This window comes from Polynucleobacter sp. UB-Tiil-W10, assembly GCF_018881605.1.
Classification (GTDB): Bacteria; Pseudomonadota; Gammaproteobacteria; order Burkholderiales; family Burkholderiaceae; genus Polynucleobacter.
Genome location: NZ_JACVPZ010000001.1, coordinates 785,201 through 799,932 on the forward strand (window position 1 = coordinate 785,201; position 14,732 = coordinate 799,932).

Annotated in this window: 16 protein-coding genes; 4 read left to right on the forward strand and 12 right to left on the reverse strand. The window is 47.0% G+C overall.

The genetic code is table 11. From position 1 onward, the window contains the following. Positions 1-4 precede the first annotated feature (4 nt). Entirely contained in the window at positions 5-787 is a 783-nt protein-coding gene (locus ICN33_RS03920) for an exodeoxyribonuclease III (RefSeq protein ID WP_216194743.1), read from the forward strand. Between the two features lie 22 nt (positions 788-809). Here ICN33_RS03920 and ICN33_RS03925 read toward each other — a convergent pair whose 3' ends face one another. The 12 genes from ICN33_RS03925 to gatC all read right to left on the reverse strand — a co-directional run bounded on the left by ICN33_RS03925 (position 810) and on the right by gatC (position 12,141). After that, positions 810-2,129 carry an MFS transporter gene (locus tag ICN33_RS03925; RefSeq protein WP_370623218.1) on the reverse strand — a complete coding sequence of 440 codons (1,320 nt, stop codon included), beginning with the start codon at positions 2,127-2,129 and terminating at the stop codon, positions 810-812. A 15-nt stretch (positions 2,130-2,144) separates the two neighbouring features. Further along, entirely contained in the window at positions 2,145-2,738 is a 594-nt protein-coding gene (gene metW, locus ICN33_RS03930; protein WP_216194745.1) for a methionine biosynthesis protein MetW, read from the reverse strand. Next, on the reverse strand, positions 2,735-3,874 hold the full coding sequence (locus ICN33_RS03935) for a homoserine O-acetyltransferase (RefSeq protein WP_216194746.1): 1,140 nt from the start codon (positions 3,872-3,874) through the stop codon (positions 2,735-2,737). Before ICN33_RS03935 ends, metW begins: the two co-directional genes overlap by 4 nt. Continuing rightward, positions 3,871-4,521 carry a nucleoid occlusion factor SlmA gene (gene slmA / locus ICN33_RS03940; RefSeq protein ID WP_216194748.1) on the reverse strand — a complete coding sequence of 217 codons (651 nt, stop codon included), beginning with the start codon at positions 4,519-4,521 and terminating at the stop codon, positions 3,871-3,873. The genes ICN33_RS03935 and slmA overlap by 4 nt, the downstream gene beginning before the upstream one ends. A 10-nt stretch (positions 4,522-4,531) precedes the next feature. Next, the gene (gene argB, locus ICN33_RS03945) at positions 4,532-5,434 is read right to left on the reverse strand and encodes an acetylglutamate kinase (protein ID WP_216194750.1); all 903 of its coding nucleotides are present in this window, start codon (positions 5,432-5,434) and stop codon (positions 4,532-4,534) included. A gap of 13 nt (positions 5,435-5,447) precedes the next feature. Next, positions 5,448-5,825 (reverse strand): RNA polymerase-binding protein DksA, encoded by a 378-nt coding sequence (gene dksA / locus ICN33_RS03950; protein ID WP_050747259.1) that lies wholly within the window; start codon positions 5,823-5,825, stop codon positions 5,448-5,450. A 222-nt stretch (positions 5,826-6,047) separates the two neighbouring features. After that, positions 6,048-7,112: a GTP-binding protein gene (locus ICN33_RS03955; RefSeq protein WP_216194751.1), complete on the reverse strand. Its 1,065-nt coding sequence runs from the start codon at positions 7,110-7,112 to the stop codon at positions 6,048-6,050. Between the two features lie 69 nt (positions 7,113-7,181). Continuing rightward, positions 7,182-8,183 (reverse strand): tyrosine recombinase XerC, encoded by a 1,002-nt coding sequence (locus ICN33_RS03960; RefSeq protein ID WP_216194753.1) that lies wholly within the window; start codon positions 8,181-8,183, stop codon positions 7,182-7,184. Further along, positions 8,164-8,838, reverse strand: a complete 675-nt coding sequence (locus tag ICN33_RS03965) for a DUF484 family protein (protein WP_216194755.1) — start codon at positions 8,836-8,838, stop codon at positions 8,164-8,166. Before ICN33_RS03965 ends, ICN33_RS03960 begins: the two co-directional genes overlap by 20 nt. A gap of 26 nt (positions 8,839-8,864) precedes the next feature. Continuing rightward, positions 8,865-10,337, reverse strand: coding sequence for an Asp-tRNA(Asn)/Glu-tRNA(Gln) amidotransferase subunit GatB (gatB, locus tag ICN33_RS03970; RefSeq protein WP_216194757.1), 1,473 nt, complete (start codon positions 10,335-10,337; stop codon positions 8,865-8,867). Further along, the gene (gatA, locus tag ICN33_RS03975) at positions 10,334-11,851 is read right to left on the reverse strand and encodes an Asp-tRNA(Asn)/Glu-tRNA(Gln) amidotransferase subunit GatA (protein ID WP_216194759.1); all 1,518 of its coding nucleotides are present in this window, start codon (positions 11,849-11,851) and stop codon (positions 10,334-10,336) included. The genes gatB and gatA overlap by 4 nt, the downstream gene beginning before the upstream one ends. After that, positions 11,848-12,141 (reverse strand): Asp-tRNA(Asn)/Glu-tRNA(Gln) amidotransferase subunit GatC, encoded by a 294-nt coding sequence (gene gatC / locus ICN33_RS03980; protein ID WP_216194762.1) that lies wholly within the window; start codon positions 12,139-12,141, stop codon positions 11,848-11,850. The genes gatA and gatC overlap by 4 nt, the downstream gene beginning before the upstream one ends. A 61-nt stretch (positions 12,142-12,202) precedes the next feature. On the opposite strand from gatC, the gene ICN33_RS03985 reads away from it, so the two are divergent. The 3 genes from ICN33_RS03985 to mreD are packed head-to-tail and all read left to right on the forward strand — an operon-like array spanning position 12,203 to position 14,727. Continuing rightward, positions 12,203-13,246 (forward strand): rod shape-determining protein, encoded by a 1,044-nt coding sequence (locus ICN33_RS03985; RefSeq protein ID WP_068319852.1) that lies wholly within the window; start codon positions 12,203-12,205, stop codon positions 13,244-13,246. Between the two features lie 24 nt (positions 13,247-13,270). Beyond that, entirely contained in the window at positions 13,271-14,206 is a 936-nt protein-coding gene (mreC, locus tag ICN33_RS03990) for a rod shape-determining protein MreC (RefSeq protein WP_216194764.1), read from the forward strand. Then, the gene (mreD, locus tag ICN33_RS03995) at positions 14,203-14,727 is read left to right on the forward strand and encodes a rod shape-determining protein MreD (protein WP_216194766.1); all 525 of its coding nucleotides are present in this window, start codon (positions 14,203-14,205) and stop codon (positions 14,725-14,727) included. Before mreC ends, mreD begins: the two co-directional genes overlap by 4 nt. Positions 14,728-14,732: the final 5 nt, after the last annotated feature.

Genomic DNA, 14,732 nt, shown 5'->3' on the forward strand with positions numbered 1-14,732 from the left:
CTACATGTTACGCATCATTTCCGCGAACCTCAACGGTATCCGTTCCGCAGCCAAAAAAGGCTTCCTACCATGGGCTATTAAGCAAAAAGCCGACTTCATTTGCATGCAGGAGCTTAAGGCTCAGCGCGATGATCTTGAGGATGCCATCCTCAATCCAGATAACCTGCACGGCTTTTTCCATCACGCCGAGAAAAAGGGCTACAGCGGTTGCGGGATTTATACCCCCCATAAACCAGATGAAGTCTTATATGGCTACGGTAATGAAGAGTTTGATGCGGAAGGGCGTTATGTAGAAGCACGCTTTAAAGGGCTTTCCGTCATTTCAGTCTATATGCCCTCAGGCTCAAGCTCTCCTGAGAGACAAGAGGCCAAATATCGCTATCTCGATAGTTTTCTACCGCATCTTATTTCCCTCAAAAAATCTGGTCGTGAAATCGTGCTTTGCGGTGACGTCAATATTGCCCATCAAGAAATTGACCTAAAGAATTGGAAAGGCAATCTCAAAAATTCAGGCTTCTTACCTGAAGAACGTGCATGGCTCACTAATCTTTTTAGTAAAGTGGGCTATGTAGATGTTTACCGCCAGCTTGAGCCAGAGGCGACTGAAACTTGCTATACCTGGTGGAGTAATCGCGGACAAGCTTATGCAAAGAATGTTGGCTGGCGCATTGACTATCACATCACTACGCCTGGCATTGCAGCTACAGCCAAGAAAACCGCTGTGTACAAGGATGAAAAATTTTCAGATCACGCCCCGCTCACTGTGGATTACGACTGGAAGTTTTAAGCAAGAAACAATAGGGGAGAAATTACTCCCCTTCTTTTTTGATCTGCACAACCTTAAAATGAATCGTAACCCAAATGAGAAGCAGGACTGGGGCGCCAATAATGGCGGTGCCATAGAAGAATGCTTGATATCCAAAATTGTCTACAAACACTCCTGAGAAGCCTGCCAACCATTTCGGCAAGAGTAGCATCATGGAGCTAAATAAAGCGTACTGAGTTGCCGAATAGCGGATATTGGTTAATGAGGATAAAAAAGCAATAAAAGCCGCACTCGCGATACCAGAACTGAGATTGTCTGCTGAGATCACCCAAATCAAGCCATGTAAATCATGTCCTTGAGTAGCCAGCCATGCAAACAATAAATTACTGACGGCTGAGAGAACCGCCCCCACAAACAGTATTCGCAAGACACCAAAACGAAGCGTCAGCACACCGCCAACAAAGGCTCCAACCAAAGTCATTACTACGCCGAATACTTTACTTACGGCCGCTACTTCATCTTTGGTATAACCCATGTCGACATAAAACGGATTGGCCATAATTCCCATCACCACATCACTAATGCGATAAATGGCAATTAAAGACAAAATCAAAATGGCATGCCAGCGATAGCGCGTAATAAATTCAGCAAATGGCTCAACCAAGGTTTGGTACAGCCATGCTTTGGCAGTGCGCACTTTTGCCAATTCATATCTTGCTGGTTCTTTACTTAATAAAGTTGTAATCACGCCTATACCAATAGAGGCCGCCATACAGAGATAGGCAAACTGCCACGCACTTGGGTCATAGCCACTGCCTGTTTCAGCACGAGCTGCAAGCCAAAGGACGCCAGCGCCAGCCCAAATCAAAGCCAGTCGATAACCGGTTTGATAAGTAGCTGCTAAGGCAGCTTGATGATCGCTATTAGCCGATTCAATACGAAATGCATCTAAAGCGATGTCTTGGGTGGCAGAACCAAAGGCGACCAAGAGCGCACACCAAACAATCGAGTTCAGTGCAAGCTTAGGATCTAAAGTCGACATTCCAATAAGACCCAGAATGATGATCGCTTGCGCAAAGAGTAGCCAGCTACGGCGGCGGCCAAATAGTTTGGTTAACAAGGGAATTTGTATGCGATCTACAAGCGGCGCCCAAACCCATTTAAAGGCGTAGATCAAGCCAACCCAGGTTAAGTAACCAATCGTGCTTCGATCAATACCAGCCTCACGCAACCAAAAACTGAGAGTTCCTAGAATGAGTAATAAAGGAAGGCCCGCGGAGAAGCCCAAGAACAACATGCGTAAACAAGGCCATTCGAGATAAACCCGAAAGTCTTTTAACCAAGATTGGACTGCAGTGAACACCTTTAAATTTTTACCCTACGCACGACGAATGCGGAATAAAGCGAGGCTGCCAAATAAGTTTGGCATCAAGGTAACTTGATGCCCTTCATGCAGGATGCATTGATCAAGAACCTTCAAGCCGAGACTTGAGGCCAACTTCTCAAAGTCGGCAACAGTAAGCACGCGAACGTTAGGGGTGTTGTACCACTGGTAAGGCAGACTCTTCGAGACTGGCATACGGCCTAGACCAACAGCGAGGCGATGAGACCAATGCCCAAAGTTTGGAAAAGAAATTACTGATTCTTTTCCTACACGCACCACCTCACGCAAAATCTTTTCAGTCTGATGGATGGTTTGTAATGTTTGTGAAAGTACAACCGTATCAAAACTATTATCTTCAAAAAGCGCTAAGCCACCCTCTAAATCCTGCTGAATTACGTTCAAGCCTTTTTGCACGCATGACAGTACACGTGAGTCATCAATCTCGACACCATAGGCATGAACGGGTTTTTGTTTCTGCAAATACTCTAGAAAGCTGCCATCACCACAACCGAGGTCCAACACTTGAGTATTAGGCGCAACCCAATTAGCAATTGCAGCAAAGTCTGCACGCTTATTAAAGTTACTCATTGTTGAGCCTCGCGCATTTGCCTAAAGTAAGCTCGAACTAAATTATGGTAACGCTCATCGTCCAACAAGAATGCATCGTGCCCATGAGGCGCATCAATCTCAGCATAAGTCACTTCACTCTTATTGCTCAGTAAAGACTGCACAATCTCGCGACTACGATCAGGCGGGAAACGCCAGTCGGTTGAGAAGCTCACAACCAAAAACTTGGCACGCACTTCTGCTAAAGCACGATTCAGACTGCCATCGTAACGACGCGCAGGATCAAAATAATCTAGGGCGCGGGTAATGAGTAAATAGGTGTTCGCATCAAAATAAGTTGAAAATTTATCACCTTGATGGCGTAAATAACTTTCAACCTCAAACTCAACACCAAAACTAAAACGATAGTCGTTTGACTCACCATTAGGGCGCTGTAATTCCCGCCCAAATTTTTCTGCCATGTCATCATCAGACAGATAGGTAATATGGCCAACCATTCGCGCTAAGCGCAAGCCGCGCTTCGGAACAACGCCATGTTCGTAATAGTTGCCGCCATGAAAATCTGGATCAGACAGGATGGCGTTGCGCGCCACTTCATTAAAAGCAATATTTTGCGCGCTCAACCTTGGGGTAGATGCCACCACAACGCAATGATCTATCCGCTTAGGAAACTGAATAGCCCAAGCCATTGCCTGCATTCCACCTAAGCTGCCGCCCATTACCGCAGCAAACTTCCGAATACCCAACTTATCTGCCAAACGAGCTTGCGTATTAACCCAATCTTCTACTGTTACAACAGGAAAATCTGCCCCATAAGGCTTACCGGTTGCTGGATTAATACTCATCGGCCCAGTAGAACCAAAGCAAGAGCCTAAATTATTTACGCCTATAACAAAAAAGTGATCGGTATCCACCGGCTTGCCCGGACCAATCATGTTGTCCCACCAACCAATATCTTCTGGATCTTCTGGACTTGGACCGGCTACGTGGTGAGATGCATTCAGAGCATGACAAACGAGCACAGCATTACTTTTATCGGCATTAAGCTTGCCGTAAGTTTCAATGACTAAATCGTAGCCAGACAGCATGGCGCCACTCTGCAAAGGCAGGGGCTCGGCAAAATGAATGGTATTTCTAGAGAGATGTAGCTCGCTCATTCTGACAGGAGAAGACGCAAACTAACATCAGAGGCTTCAGTCGGCAGCTTCTTAAATCCGCTACGGGCAAAGCGATGCCAACGACCCAATACAAAACTCATCAACATAGCAGCGCGGATGCTGACCTCTTCTTGGCCCAACTGCCCCCAGTTACCGCCTTGAGTTTGAGCAATACGTAGAGCTTGCTTAAGAGACGCTTCAACACGGTCTAGCACTTGAGTAATACGCTCTTGCAGACGATCATCTTCTTGCAATAAAGCATCTCCCAATAGAACGCGAGTCATACCAGGATTCTTTTCTGCAAAGAACAAGAGCATTTGCAAAATACCGCGTGCTTGGGCTAGGCCAGACTCTTCCTTTTGATTGATTTGATTAATCAACCCAAAAACTGTTTGCTCAATAAAAGAAATAAGACCCTCAAACATTTGAGCCTTGCTAGCGAAGTGACGATATAAGGCCGCTTCCGAAACCTCAATCTTGGCCGCTAAAGCTGCAGTAGTAACGCGCTCACCCTTAGGGTTTTGCAACATCTCAGCAAGCACTTGCAGGATCTGCAATCGGCGCTCGCCTGGGCGAGGGCGCTTACGAGCCTTGCCAGCATCAGCATTGCTATCGTTGATGTTGGCTGGCTCTAAAGATTCGCGCATGCTTATCTACTTATCTAGAACGGATCATCGTACCGAACGCTTGCTCGGTCAGAATTTCTAACAATAATGAATGCTCAATGCGGCCATCAATGATGTGCACTGAATTCACACCACTCTTGGCTGCATCCAATGCAGACGATATCTTAGGCAACATGCCACCTGAAATAGTTCCATCAGCAAACAGTGCATCAATTTCTCGCGCTGTTAAATCCGTCAACAACTTACCGTCTTTATCCATCACGCCAGGAATATTCGTCATCATGACCAACTTCTCTGCATGAAGGATTTCAGCCATCTTGCCAGCCACCAAGTCCGCATTAATGTTGTAAGCCTGGCCTTCTGCACTAAAGCCAATAGGAGAAATTACCGGAATAAACGCATCGTCTTGCAAGGCTTTAACGACCGCAGGGTTAATTGCCTCAATTTCGCCAACAAAACCGATATCCAGTTTTTTTCCCGGCTCAGTATCGCTCGGGATCATCATTTTCTTGGCATGAATTAGTCCACCATCTTTACCGGTCAAGCCAACAGCTTGGCCGCCAAAGTGGTTAATCAACATCACGATATCTTGTTGCACTTCACCGCCAAGAACCCATTCAACCACTTCCATGGTCTCTTCATCGGTGACGCGCATACCCTGAATAAAAGTACCCGTCTTACCAATTTTCTTGAGGGCCTCGTCAATCTGTGGGCCGCCGCCATGAACCACCACTGGGTTCATGCCAACCAACTTCAACAAAATGACATCGCGTGCAAAACTTTCTTTCAGACGCTCTTCAACCATGGCATTGCCGCCGTACTTAATCACGATCGTTTTACCGTGATACGCGCGGATATAAGGCAAGGCCTCAGCCAAAATCTCTGCCTTTAACAAAGGAGAGATATCACTAATAGTTGGTAAATACTTAGTCATCGCTACTTAAAATTTATTCGCCAAATAATTTTTGACGGAGTTCACGACGCTCTTGAGCCTCAAGAGATAAATTGGCTGTAGGCCTTGCAATTAAACGGTTTAAGCCAATCGGCTCACCCGTTTCTTCGCACCAACCATAATCACCAGACTCAATGCGAGCCAATGCTTGCTCTACTTTTTTGAGCAACTTGCGTTCACGATCACGGGTTCGCAATTCCAATGCATGCTCTTCTTCAATCGTTGCACGATCAGCGGGATCAGGAACCAAAATATTTTCACGAAGATGCTCTGTCGTCTCAGACGCATTCTTCAGAATGTCATCCTTGAGGGTCAGTAATTTTTGACGGAAAAAATCTAACTGGGCAGCATTCATGTAGTCCTTGTCGGACATTTTGAGCAATTCGGCTTCAGTTAATGGAGCGCCTTTTGCAACCTTAGGGCTCGCAGCCTTGCTACTAGCTTTTGCAGCTGTTGCTGGTTTTGTTGCTGTTTTTACCGTCATCTCATTCTTCCTTGATTTGAAGCATTATTGCCTCATTCTGCCAAACTTTTACGGCCCTTTTATTAATATTTATCAATATGGGCTGTGGCGGCGGATTGTAACCGAATCTTGCTAGGCCAAACATCCCTCAAGCCCAGCCAATAGGGTGTCTTTAGGTAAATCGATGCCTATGAAGACCATCCTAGTTTGCTTGGGTTCTACACCCCATGGACCAGCCAAATCGCTGCCCATCATCTGATGAACCCCCTGGAGCACTACTTTTCGGTTGCTACCCTTCACATAGAGCACCCCTTTATAGCGCAGCATCTTCTCTCCAAAGACCTCCAGAATGCCCCCAAGGAAGTCTTCCAGTTTTTTATGATCAAAGGGTTTATCACTACGAAAAACGAAGGATTGAATACGGTCTGTATGCCCAGCATGCCCATGATGATGCTGATCATGACTGTGGTCGTGCCCGCAGGTGCTGTGATCATGGTCATGGCTATGGTCATGGCCGCAATTCTCGTGATCGTGGTCATCCTGCTCCAAGAAATGCGGATCAATATCCAGCTTGGCATTTAGATTGAAGCCTTTAAGGTCCAAAACTGCATTTAAAGGGACAACGCCCTTAGAAATGCCCGTAATAGGAGCCCTCGGATTCATATGCATAAGGCGATTACGCAAAGCATCTACTTCGGCAGGAGTCACCAAATCGGTCTTGGTAATAAAGATTTGATCTGCAAAGCCGACTTGGCGCTGAGCCTCTTCATGCTCATTGAGCTGCTGCTGACCATGCTTGGCATCAACCAAGGTCACTACAGCATCTAATACGTAGTGGTCGGCAACATCATCATCCATAAAGAAAGTCTGGGCTACAGGACCAGGATTAGCAACGCCAGTGGTTTCAATCACGACGCGATCAAAGCTAATCTTTTTATCTTTGCGCTGCTCCCAAAGCTCGTTCAGAGCGTCAACCAGGTCACCGCGAATGGTGCAACAGATACAGCCATTACTCATCTGCACAATGTTCTCTTGATTATCTTGTACCAAGATGTCGTTATCTATATTTTCTTCGCCGAACTCATTCTCAATCACAGCAATTTTTTTACCGTGTTCCTCAGTCAGAATATGTTTAAGCAAAGTGGTTTTGCCGCTTCCTAAGAAGCCCGTCAAAATCGTTACCGGAATTAATGCCATGAATGATCCAATCAAAATCTAAAAGCCACCAATTCCCAAAGCGGGAAACCTTCTATCTTACCGAGTTCCTCAGCCTTTGCCAGCCTTTGCACGCGGATGCGCTTTATCGTATGCCTGAGCTAGGTGTTGAAAATCCAAGGAGGTATAAATCTGGGTGCTGGCGATACTTGCATGCCCCAACATCTCCTGTACAGCCCGTAAATCTTGCGAAGATTGCAACACGTGACTTGCAAAGCTATGACGCATCATATGGGGATGCACATGGGTAGGCAATCCAGCGCGCATAGCTAAAGTACGCAATCTGGCTTGTACGGTACGCGGTGATAGGCGCTTACCAGTCGCAGACAAAAATAAAGCGATGGATTCTTGTGGATAACTTCCAGCATCACGCAACTCTCGCCAAGCAGCAAGAGATTTCATTGCCGGCACGCCAACAGGGACAGAGCGCCGTTTGCCGCCCTTACCTAATACCGTTACTTCAGCAGCATCCCAATCTAACCAACCCGCAGATTCATGCTGACGATCTTTGCTTTGCATCACATCAATCCCTAGTAGCTCTGAAAGACGTAGACCGGAGGAATAGAGTAAGTCAATAATTGCTGCATCACGAATCGATTCCAAATCCTGCTTTTCTTCAGCTTCTTTGACGGCTTGATTAACCAAGGCAAGGGCCTGTTCAACTGACAGGGCCTTAGGTAAGGACTTCAAACGCTTAGGCGCCTTGACGTCATCAACTGGGTTAGCTACCAAGTTGCTAGTGACTTTGCCAGCACGTGCATCTCGCCTTGCATCTTTTTCGGTTAGCCAGTCATACCAACCACGCCACGCAGAGAGCGCTCTCGCAATACTTCTGGAGGATTTCCCCTTGGAATGCAAACGCCCAGCCCAGCGTCGCACATGGCCATTGCTAACTTTTAATAGCTCAATAGAATCTTCAAGGGCAAAATTTTGGAGGTCACTCAGATCCGTGCCGTACGCTTTAAGCGTATGCGGCGAGAGTTGACGCAACACATGTAGCTCATGCAAATACTCTTGCATGAGAGGGTGAAGATCAGTCGCCTTTAGTTTCATAAGCCTGGATACGATCCAAAGCTGCAGCAGTTAATTCGGCGATCTGACGTAAGTAGAAGGCACCCATGTCTGCCGTAAAGCGGGATTCATCTTTACTAGCTAGCAACAACACTGCTGGCGATTGGTTGGCGCCAATGCTCTTGCCTAAGGGCAGACCAATCGCCACCATACTTTGCCATTCTGGATTAATCGTTATTTGGCTTGCTAACAAATCTACACTGGCAGCAGCCAACTCTTTTGCAGAGCCACACAGAGGCGTGTCTACCCAAGGACCAAAAGCAGAGTTGGGTGATAGTAATTGTGCAGACTCTACTTCAAACACCTCAGCCAGACCAGAAGTAATTGCAGCCTCTACATCAGCTTTGTTATTAGCTTTCATTAAGCGCAATAACCAGGCAACTAAACTTTGTTGGGTTTTATCGTTACGACTACCAAAATGCAGCATTTCACTTAAGCGACGATTGAGCTCTTGATTTTGTGTCCTCAATACCGTCATCTGACGCTCTTGTAAAGAAATAGCACGATCCTCATGCGGATGCTTAATCCGAATCTCATTAAAGAGATCCGCATATCGCTCAAAGAAACCTGGGGTTACGCGTAACCACTCAGCAACCAACTCTTCTTGCTCTGCTTGCTTCGGATCAATTGCACTCATGAACTTCTTTCTAAATATATATTTTGTTAGCCAAGCTTTTTACGCAAGAGCTCATTGACCTGACCAGGATTTGCCTTACCTTGCGATGCTTTCATAATCTGGCCAACGAGCGCGTTAAATGCTTTCTCTTTGCCGGAGCGGAACTCATCAACCGATTTCTGATTGGCTGCTAATACTTGATCAATGATCGCCTCAATTGCTCCGCTATCACTAATTTGCTTTAGACCCTTGGCATCAATCACTTGATCCACGGTGCTGATAGCCTTACCTGCGATAGCATCTTCCCAAAGAATCGCAAAGATATCCTTAGCAATCTTGTTTGAGATAGTGCCGTCAGCTACACGCATCAGCAGTGGCGCCAAGTGTCCAGCGTTTAATGGCGCATCTACAGTAGCAATACCAGCGCGATTTATAGAGGAAGCAAATTCACCGGCAATTAAATTAGCAGCTGCTTTGGCCAATGACTTGCCTACGATAGCCAACAACTCTTCAAATACTTTTGCAGTGTCACGATCTTGCGTGAGCAACTGCGCATCGTATGCGCTTAAACCAAATTCGCTTTGCCATTGTTCGCGCAACTGGGCTGGCAATGCAGGCATCTTGCTACGCACATCCGCAATCCAAGCATCATCAATTACTACAGGCAGCAAATCCGGATCTGGAAAATAGCGATAGTCATTAGCATCTTCTTTACTACGCATGCTGCGTGTTTCACCGCGATCAGGATCATATAGCCGCGTCTCTTGAACAACGGTCCCGCCATCCTCAATAAGCTCGATTTGTCGACGCACTTCATATTGAATGGCTTCTTCCAAGAAACGGAAGGAATTCAAGTTTTTGATTTCACAGCGGGTACCAAATTCAGCCTGACCTTTCGGGCGAACAGACACGTTCGCATCGCAGCGGAAGGAGCCTTCCTGCATATTGCCGTCACAAACTCCCAACCACACCACCAAGCCATGCAAGGCCTTAGCATAGGCAACCGCCTCAGCAGCGCTACGCATTACTGGTTCAGTCACGATCTCGAGAAGTGGTGTACCGGCACGATTTAAGTCAATTCCGCTAGAAGGTTCACCATGAGGGCCTGTGAAGTCTTCTTCATGAACGGATTTACCGGCATCTTCTTCCATATGGGCACGAGTGAGCTCAACCACCTTCACTTCATCGCCCACCAAAATTTCGAGATGTCCACCAACAACAACCGGGATTTCCATCTGACTAATTTGATACCCCTTAGGTAGATCGGGATAAAAATAATTCTTGCGCGCAAAGATGCTCGCCGGTGAAATCTTCGCATTCACCGCCAAACCAAAACGAATAGCATGTTCTACGGCTTGACGGTTCAACACTGGCAGTACACCAGGCAAAGCCAGATCAACAGGACATGCTTGCGTATTGGGCTCTGCACCAAAGCGCGTGCTCGCCCCACTGAAAATCTTAGATTGTGTTTGCAGTTGTGCGTGGGTCTCTAGACCAATAACGACTTCCCATTGCATCATGCCACCTCGCTTGCTTGACGCAAATGCCAATCACTGGCCTGCTGATATTGATGAGCCACTTGTAACAAACGGGCTTCCGAAAAATAATTACCAATGAGTTGCATGCCAATAGGCAAGTTATTTCCATTAAATCCACAGGGAACACTCATTGCTGGCAGTCCTGCCAAGTTCGTAGAAAGGGTGTAAATATCTTCCAAATACATTTGCACTGGGTCTTTTGATTTCTCGCCTAAGCGCCAGGCCACATCAGGGGCTACGGGCCCTAGGATGACATCGCATTGATTGAATGCCGCCTGAAAATCAGCTGCAATAATTCGACGAATTTTTTGTGCCTGAAGATAATAAGCATCGTAGTATCCATGACAAAGAACGTAGGTTCCAATCATGATGCGGCGCTTTACTTCTGCGCCAAAACCTTCAGTGCGTGACTTGGCATACATATCATTCAGATCACGATATTCATTGGCACGGTATCCATAGCGCACACCATCAAAGCGACTTAAGTTACTGGATGCTTCTGCTGGGGCTAAAACGTAATACACCGGAATGGATAGTTTGGTTTTTGGCAAACTCACCTCAACCAATATTGCACCTAAATTTTCTAACTGCTTTGCTGCTTCATTAACGGATTTAGCAACATCGTTTGACAAGCCTTCTGCAAAAAATTCTTTTGGCAAACCAACGCGCAAACCTTCCAACGGTTTGGCGGGATTTACATTACCCTCTTTCCAACCCTGATTAAGGTAGCGCCCATAGTCCTCTCCTGAATCAGCCAAGGAAGTGGAGTCGCGCGGGTCATGTGAAGACATCGCCGAGAGTAGTAGTGCGCAATCTTCAGCAGTCTTGCCCATAGGGCCCGCTTGATCTAGTGATGATGCATAAGCAATCATCCCGTAGCGTGACACGCGCCCATAACTGGGCTTAATTCCAGTTAGGCCACAAAACGCAGCTGGCTGACGAATCGAGCCCCCCGTATCCGTGCCGGTCGCAATCGGTGCCAAGCCAGCAGCAACGGCTGCGGCTGAACCACCCGAGGAGCCACCAGCTACGTGAGCAGCATTCCAGGGGTTTAGAACTGGCCCAAAGGCAGAGTTTTCATTAGAGGAGCCCATAGCAAACTCGTCCATATTGGTTTTACCCAAACACACCATGCCGGCACCATGAGGGCTGTTTTCATCCGGTATTCCCAGATTGGCAACGACAGTGGCATCAAAAGGACTCTGATAACCAGCCAAGATTTTGGAGGCGGCCGTCGACTTCCACCCACGGGTTACAAAGACATCCTTATGTGCAACAGGGATGCCGGTCAGCTTACCGGCCTTACCTGAAGAAATAATCTGGTCTGCTTTATTTGCTTGCTCTAAACTTAAGTGAGCATTCACATCAAGGTAAGCATTCCACTGCTTTCCCGCCTCAATGCGGTCCAAAAAGTATTGCGTTAACTCTGTGCTGGAGACCTCTTTTGCAGCAAGTGCTTTTGCCATTAGGGCGATAGGGGTATTGTGCCAACTCATTCGATCACCCTTGGCACCAAGAAGTAGCCTTCCTGCTGAGCAGGGGCGGATTGCATGTTTTCGGCACGATGGTCTGACTCGGTAACCTGATCAGCGCGCATGGGTTGAGCCAAATCACGCAAAAAGAGAATTGGATGAGCCAAAGGCTCAAGACCGGTTGTATCGACCGCCTGCATTTCCTCAACCAAGGAAAAAATAGCCTGTAATTGAGGCAAAACAGCCTCAGCTTCTGCCTGATTTAACTCAAGCCTGGAAAGGTGCGCAATGCGCTGGACATCATCAAGTTTCATGGGGCGCTAGAGTATCATTCCTATATATTTTCATTAACACTTTCTATTTTCCCACTACATCATGTTTGGTTTTTTCCGCAGCTACTTTTCCAATGACCTAGCCATCGACCTAGGAACCGCCAACACCTTAATTTATATGCGTGAGCGGGGTATTGTCCTCGATGAGCCCTCTGTTGTGGCAATTCGCCAAGAAGGTGGTCCAAACGGCAAAAAGACTATTTTGGCCGTCGGCAAAGAGGCAAAAGCGATGTTGGGCCGCGTTCCGGGCAATATTGAGGCAATTCGCCCAATGAAAGACGGCGTGATTGCTGACTTCACCATTACCGAACAAATGCTCAAGCAATTTATCAAGCTTGTGCACGAAAGCAAGCTATTAAAGCCAAGCCCTCGCATCATCATTTGCGTTCCCTGTGGATCTACTCAGGTTGAACGTCGTGCGATTCGGGAATCTGCATTAGGTGCTGGCGCATCACAAGTATTTTTAATTGAAGAGCCAATGGCAGCTGCAATTGGTTCAGGCCTACCCGTGTCTGAAGCTGCTGGTTCCATGGTTGTTGATATCGGCGGCGGCACAACTGAAGTCGGCGTGATGTCACTAGGCGGTATGGTTTACAAAGGCTCAGTTCGTGTTGGCGGCGACAAATTCGACGAAGCAATTACAAATTACATTCGCCGTAACTACGGCATGTTGATTGGCGAACAAACTGCTGAATTAATTAAGAAAACAATTGGCTCTGCTTTCCCTGGCGCTGAAGTGCGCGAGATGGAAGTAAAAGGTCGCAATCTTTCTGAAGGTATTCCACGTAGCTTCACTGTTACTAGCAACGAAATTCTAGAGGCCTTAACTGATCCACTCAACCAAATCGTGACTGCAGTAAAAGCAGCTCTCGAGCAGATTCCACCTGAGCTGGCTTCCGATATTGCTGAGCGCGGCATGATGCTGACTGGCGGCGGAGCCTTATTGCGTGACCTTGATCGCCTCTTGCTTGAAGAAACTGGCTTGCCGATTCATGTTGCGGAAGATCCATTGACTTGCGTGGCCCGAGGTTGCGGGATTGCACTTGAGCGCATGGATAAGTTAGGCGGAGTGTTCTCGCACGAGTAAGCGACATACACGTCGAACAGGGAATTGCAACATAGCGCTCCACCACTTTTCAGACAGGGCATTCCGGCCTTACTTAAACTGATTGTCTGTCTGTCAATCAGCATCGCTCTGATGCTGATCGATTTTCGCTTCAAAGCACTCGATCCAATTCGCAATAATATCAATTGGGTTTTGCGTCCGCTGGAATATGTCATGATGGCGCCACGAAATGCATTCGAAGCAACATCTGAATACTTCACAACAAGATCAACTCTTGACCAAGAAAACCAGGTAATGAAAGTGCGCCAAGCAGAACTTTCATTACTGGCAAATCAATCAGAATTTTTGATGGTCGAAAACCAAAACCTGCGCGAGCTAATGACCTTGCAAAAACAGGTTCCATTCAAAACATTGCCTGTAGAAATTCTGTTTAATCCGCCCAATGCGATTTCACAGCGCATCGTCATTAATCGCGGCAGCAATGAAGGCCTTAAGCTTGGCAACCCAATTGCAAACGATGCAGGAATTCTTGGCCAAGTGGTGCGACTTTATGAGCGCTCTGCCGAAGTATCACTATTAGAAGATCGCGACTTTGCAGTTCCAGTCCAGGTTGCCCGCAATGGCTTGCGTGCAGCGGTTTTTGGGGCGGGACGGGGTAATCCCCTGGAATTACGCTATTTACCCGTTGCCAGCGATCTTGAGGTTGGCGACATCTTGCTAACATCGGGAATTGATGGTGTTTACCCGCCAGGCTTTGCTGTAGCCGTCATTAGCAAAATTGAACGTAACGTCGACAAAAACTCTTCCAATGTATTTTGCGTGCCAGTTGCCGCAGTGAATCGTTATCGTCAGGCACTTGCCTTTTTGTATGACCCACAGTTTGATGCGAAGGCACCAACCTTAAATAACAAATCTCCTTCTGGTGCACCTTTAACCAATACGCCAGGCAGACGTCAAACTCGGGCGCGAGGAATGCAATGATCGATTTCCAGAGCGGCTATATTCTGCGTCCGGTAAATCCGGTCTTTATTTATTTCAGCCTATTTTGTGCGCTGCTACTCAACCTATTACCGATAGGTAATTATGGTTGGGTGCCGGATTGGTTAATTCTGTGCATAGTTTTTTGGAATATTCATCAACATCGTTATGTCAGCGTGATTACCGCATTCATTTTGGGTTTGATGATGGATGTCCACAATTCCGATTTATTGGGCTTACATGCATTCAGTTATTCACTCGTCGCTTACGTGGCCATCTCATGGCATCGGCGTATTGTGGCCCTTACAGTGCTGTCACAAGCTTTGCACCTACTGCCTATTTTCTTATTGGTATCGCTATTTCCAGTACTAGCGCATTGGTTGCTCAGCGGCGAACTCTATTGGTGGGCTTTAACAGGCATCATCCAGGCCTTGGTTGAGGCAATGCTGTGGCCCTTAGCCACTCGCATCTTGCTTGCGCCGCAGCGTCGCCCTATAGATGTTGATCACAATCGACCCCTCTAAGAAGC

Coding starts and splice junctions, on each gene's coding strand:
- ICN33_RS03920 (WP_216194743.1), top strand. CDS start 5: ATGTTACGCATCATTTCCGCGAACCTCAACGGTATCCGTTCCGCAGCC.
- metW (WP_216194745.1), bottom strand. CDS start 2,738: ATGAGTAACTTTAATAAGCGTGCAGACTTTGCTGCAATTGCTAATTGG.
- ICN33_RS03935 (WP_216194746.1), bottom strand. CDS start 3,874: ATGAGCGAGCTACATCTCTCTAGAAATACCATTCATTTTGCCGAGCCC.
- slmA (WP_216194748.1), bottom strand. CDS start 4,521: ATGCGCGAATCTTTAGAGCCAGCCAACATCAACGATAGCAATGCTGAT.
- argB (WP_216194750.1), bottom strand. CDS start 5,434: ATGACTAAGTATTTACCAACTATTAGTGATATCTCTCCTTTGTTAAAG.
- dksA (WP_050747259.1), bottom strand. CDS start 5,825: ATGTCCGACAAGGACTACATGAATGCTGCCCAGTTAGATTTTTTCCGT.
- ICN33_RS03955 (WP_216194751.1), bottom strand. CDS start 7,112: ATGGCATTAATTCCGGTAACGATTTTGACGGGCTTCTTAGGAAGCGGC.
- ICN33_RS03960 (WP_216194753.1), bottom strand. CDS start 8,183: ATGAAACTAAAGGCGACTGATCTTCACCCTCTCATGCAAGAGTATTTG.
- ICN33_RS03965 (WP_216194755.1), bottom strand. CDS start 8,838: ATGAGTGCAATTGATCCGAAGCAAGCAGAGCAAGAAGAGTTGGTTGCT.
- gatB (WP_216194757.1), bottom strand. CDS start 10,337: ATGATGCAATGGGAAGTCGTTATTGGTCTAGAGACCCACGCACAACTG.
- gatA (WP_216194759.1), bottom strand. CDS start 11,851: ATGAGTTGGCACAATACCCCTATCGCCCTAATGGCAAAAGCACTTGCT.
- gatC (WP_216194762.1), bottom strand. CDS start 12,141: ATGAAACTTGATGATGTCCAGCGCATTGCGCACCTTTCCAGGCTTGAG.
- ICN33_RS03985 (WP_068319852.1), top strand. CDS start 12,203: ATGTTTGGTTTTTTCCGCAGCTACTTTTCCAATGACCTAGCCATCGAC.
- mreD (WP_216194766.1), top strand. CDS start 14,203: ATGATCGATTTCCAGAGCGGCTATATTCTGCGTCCGGTAAATCCGGTC.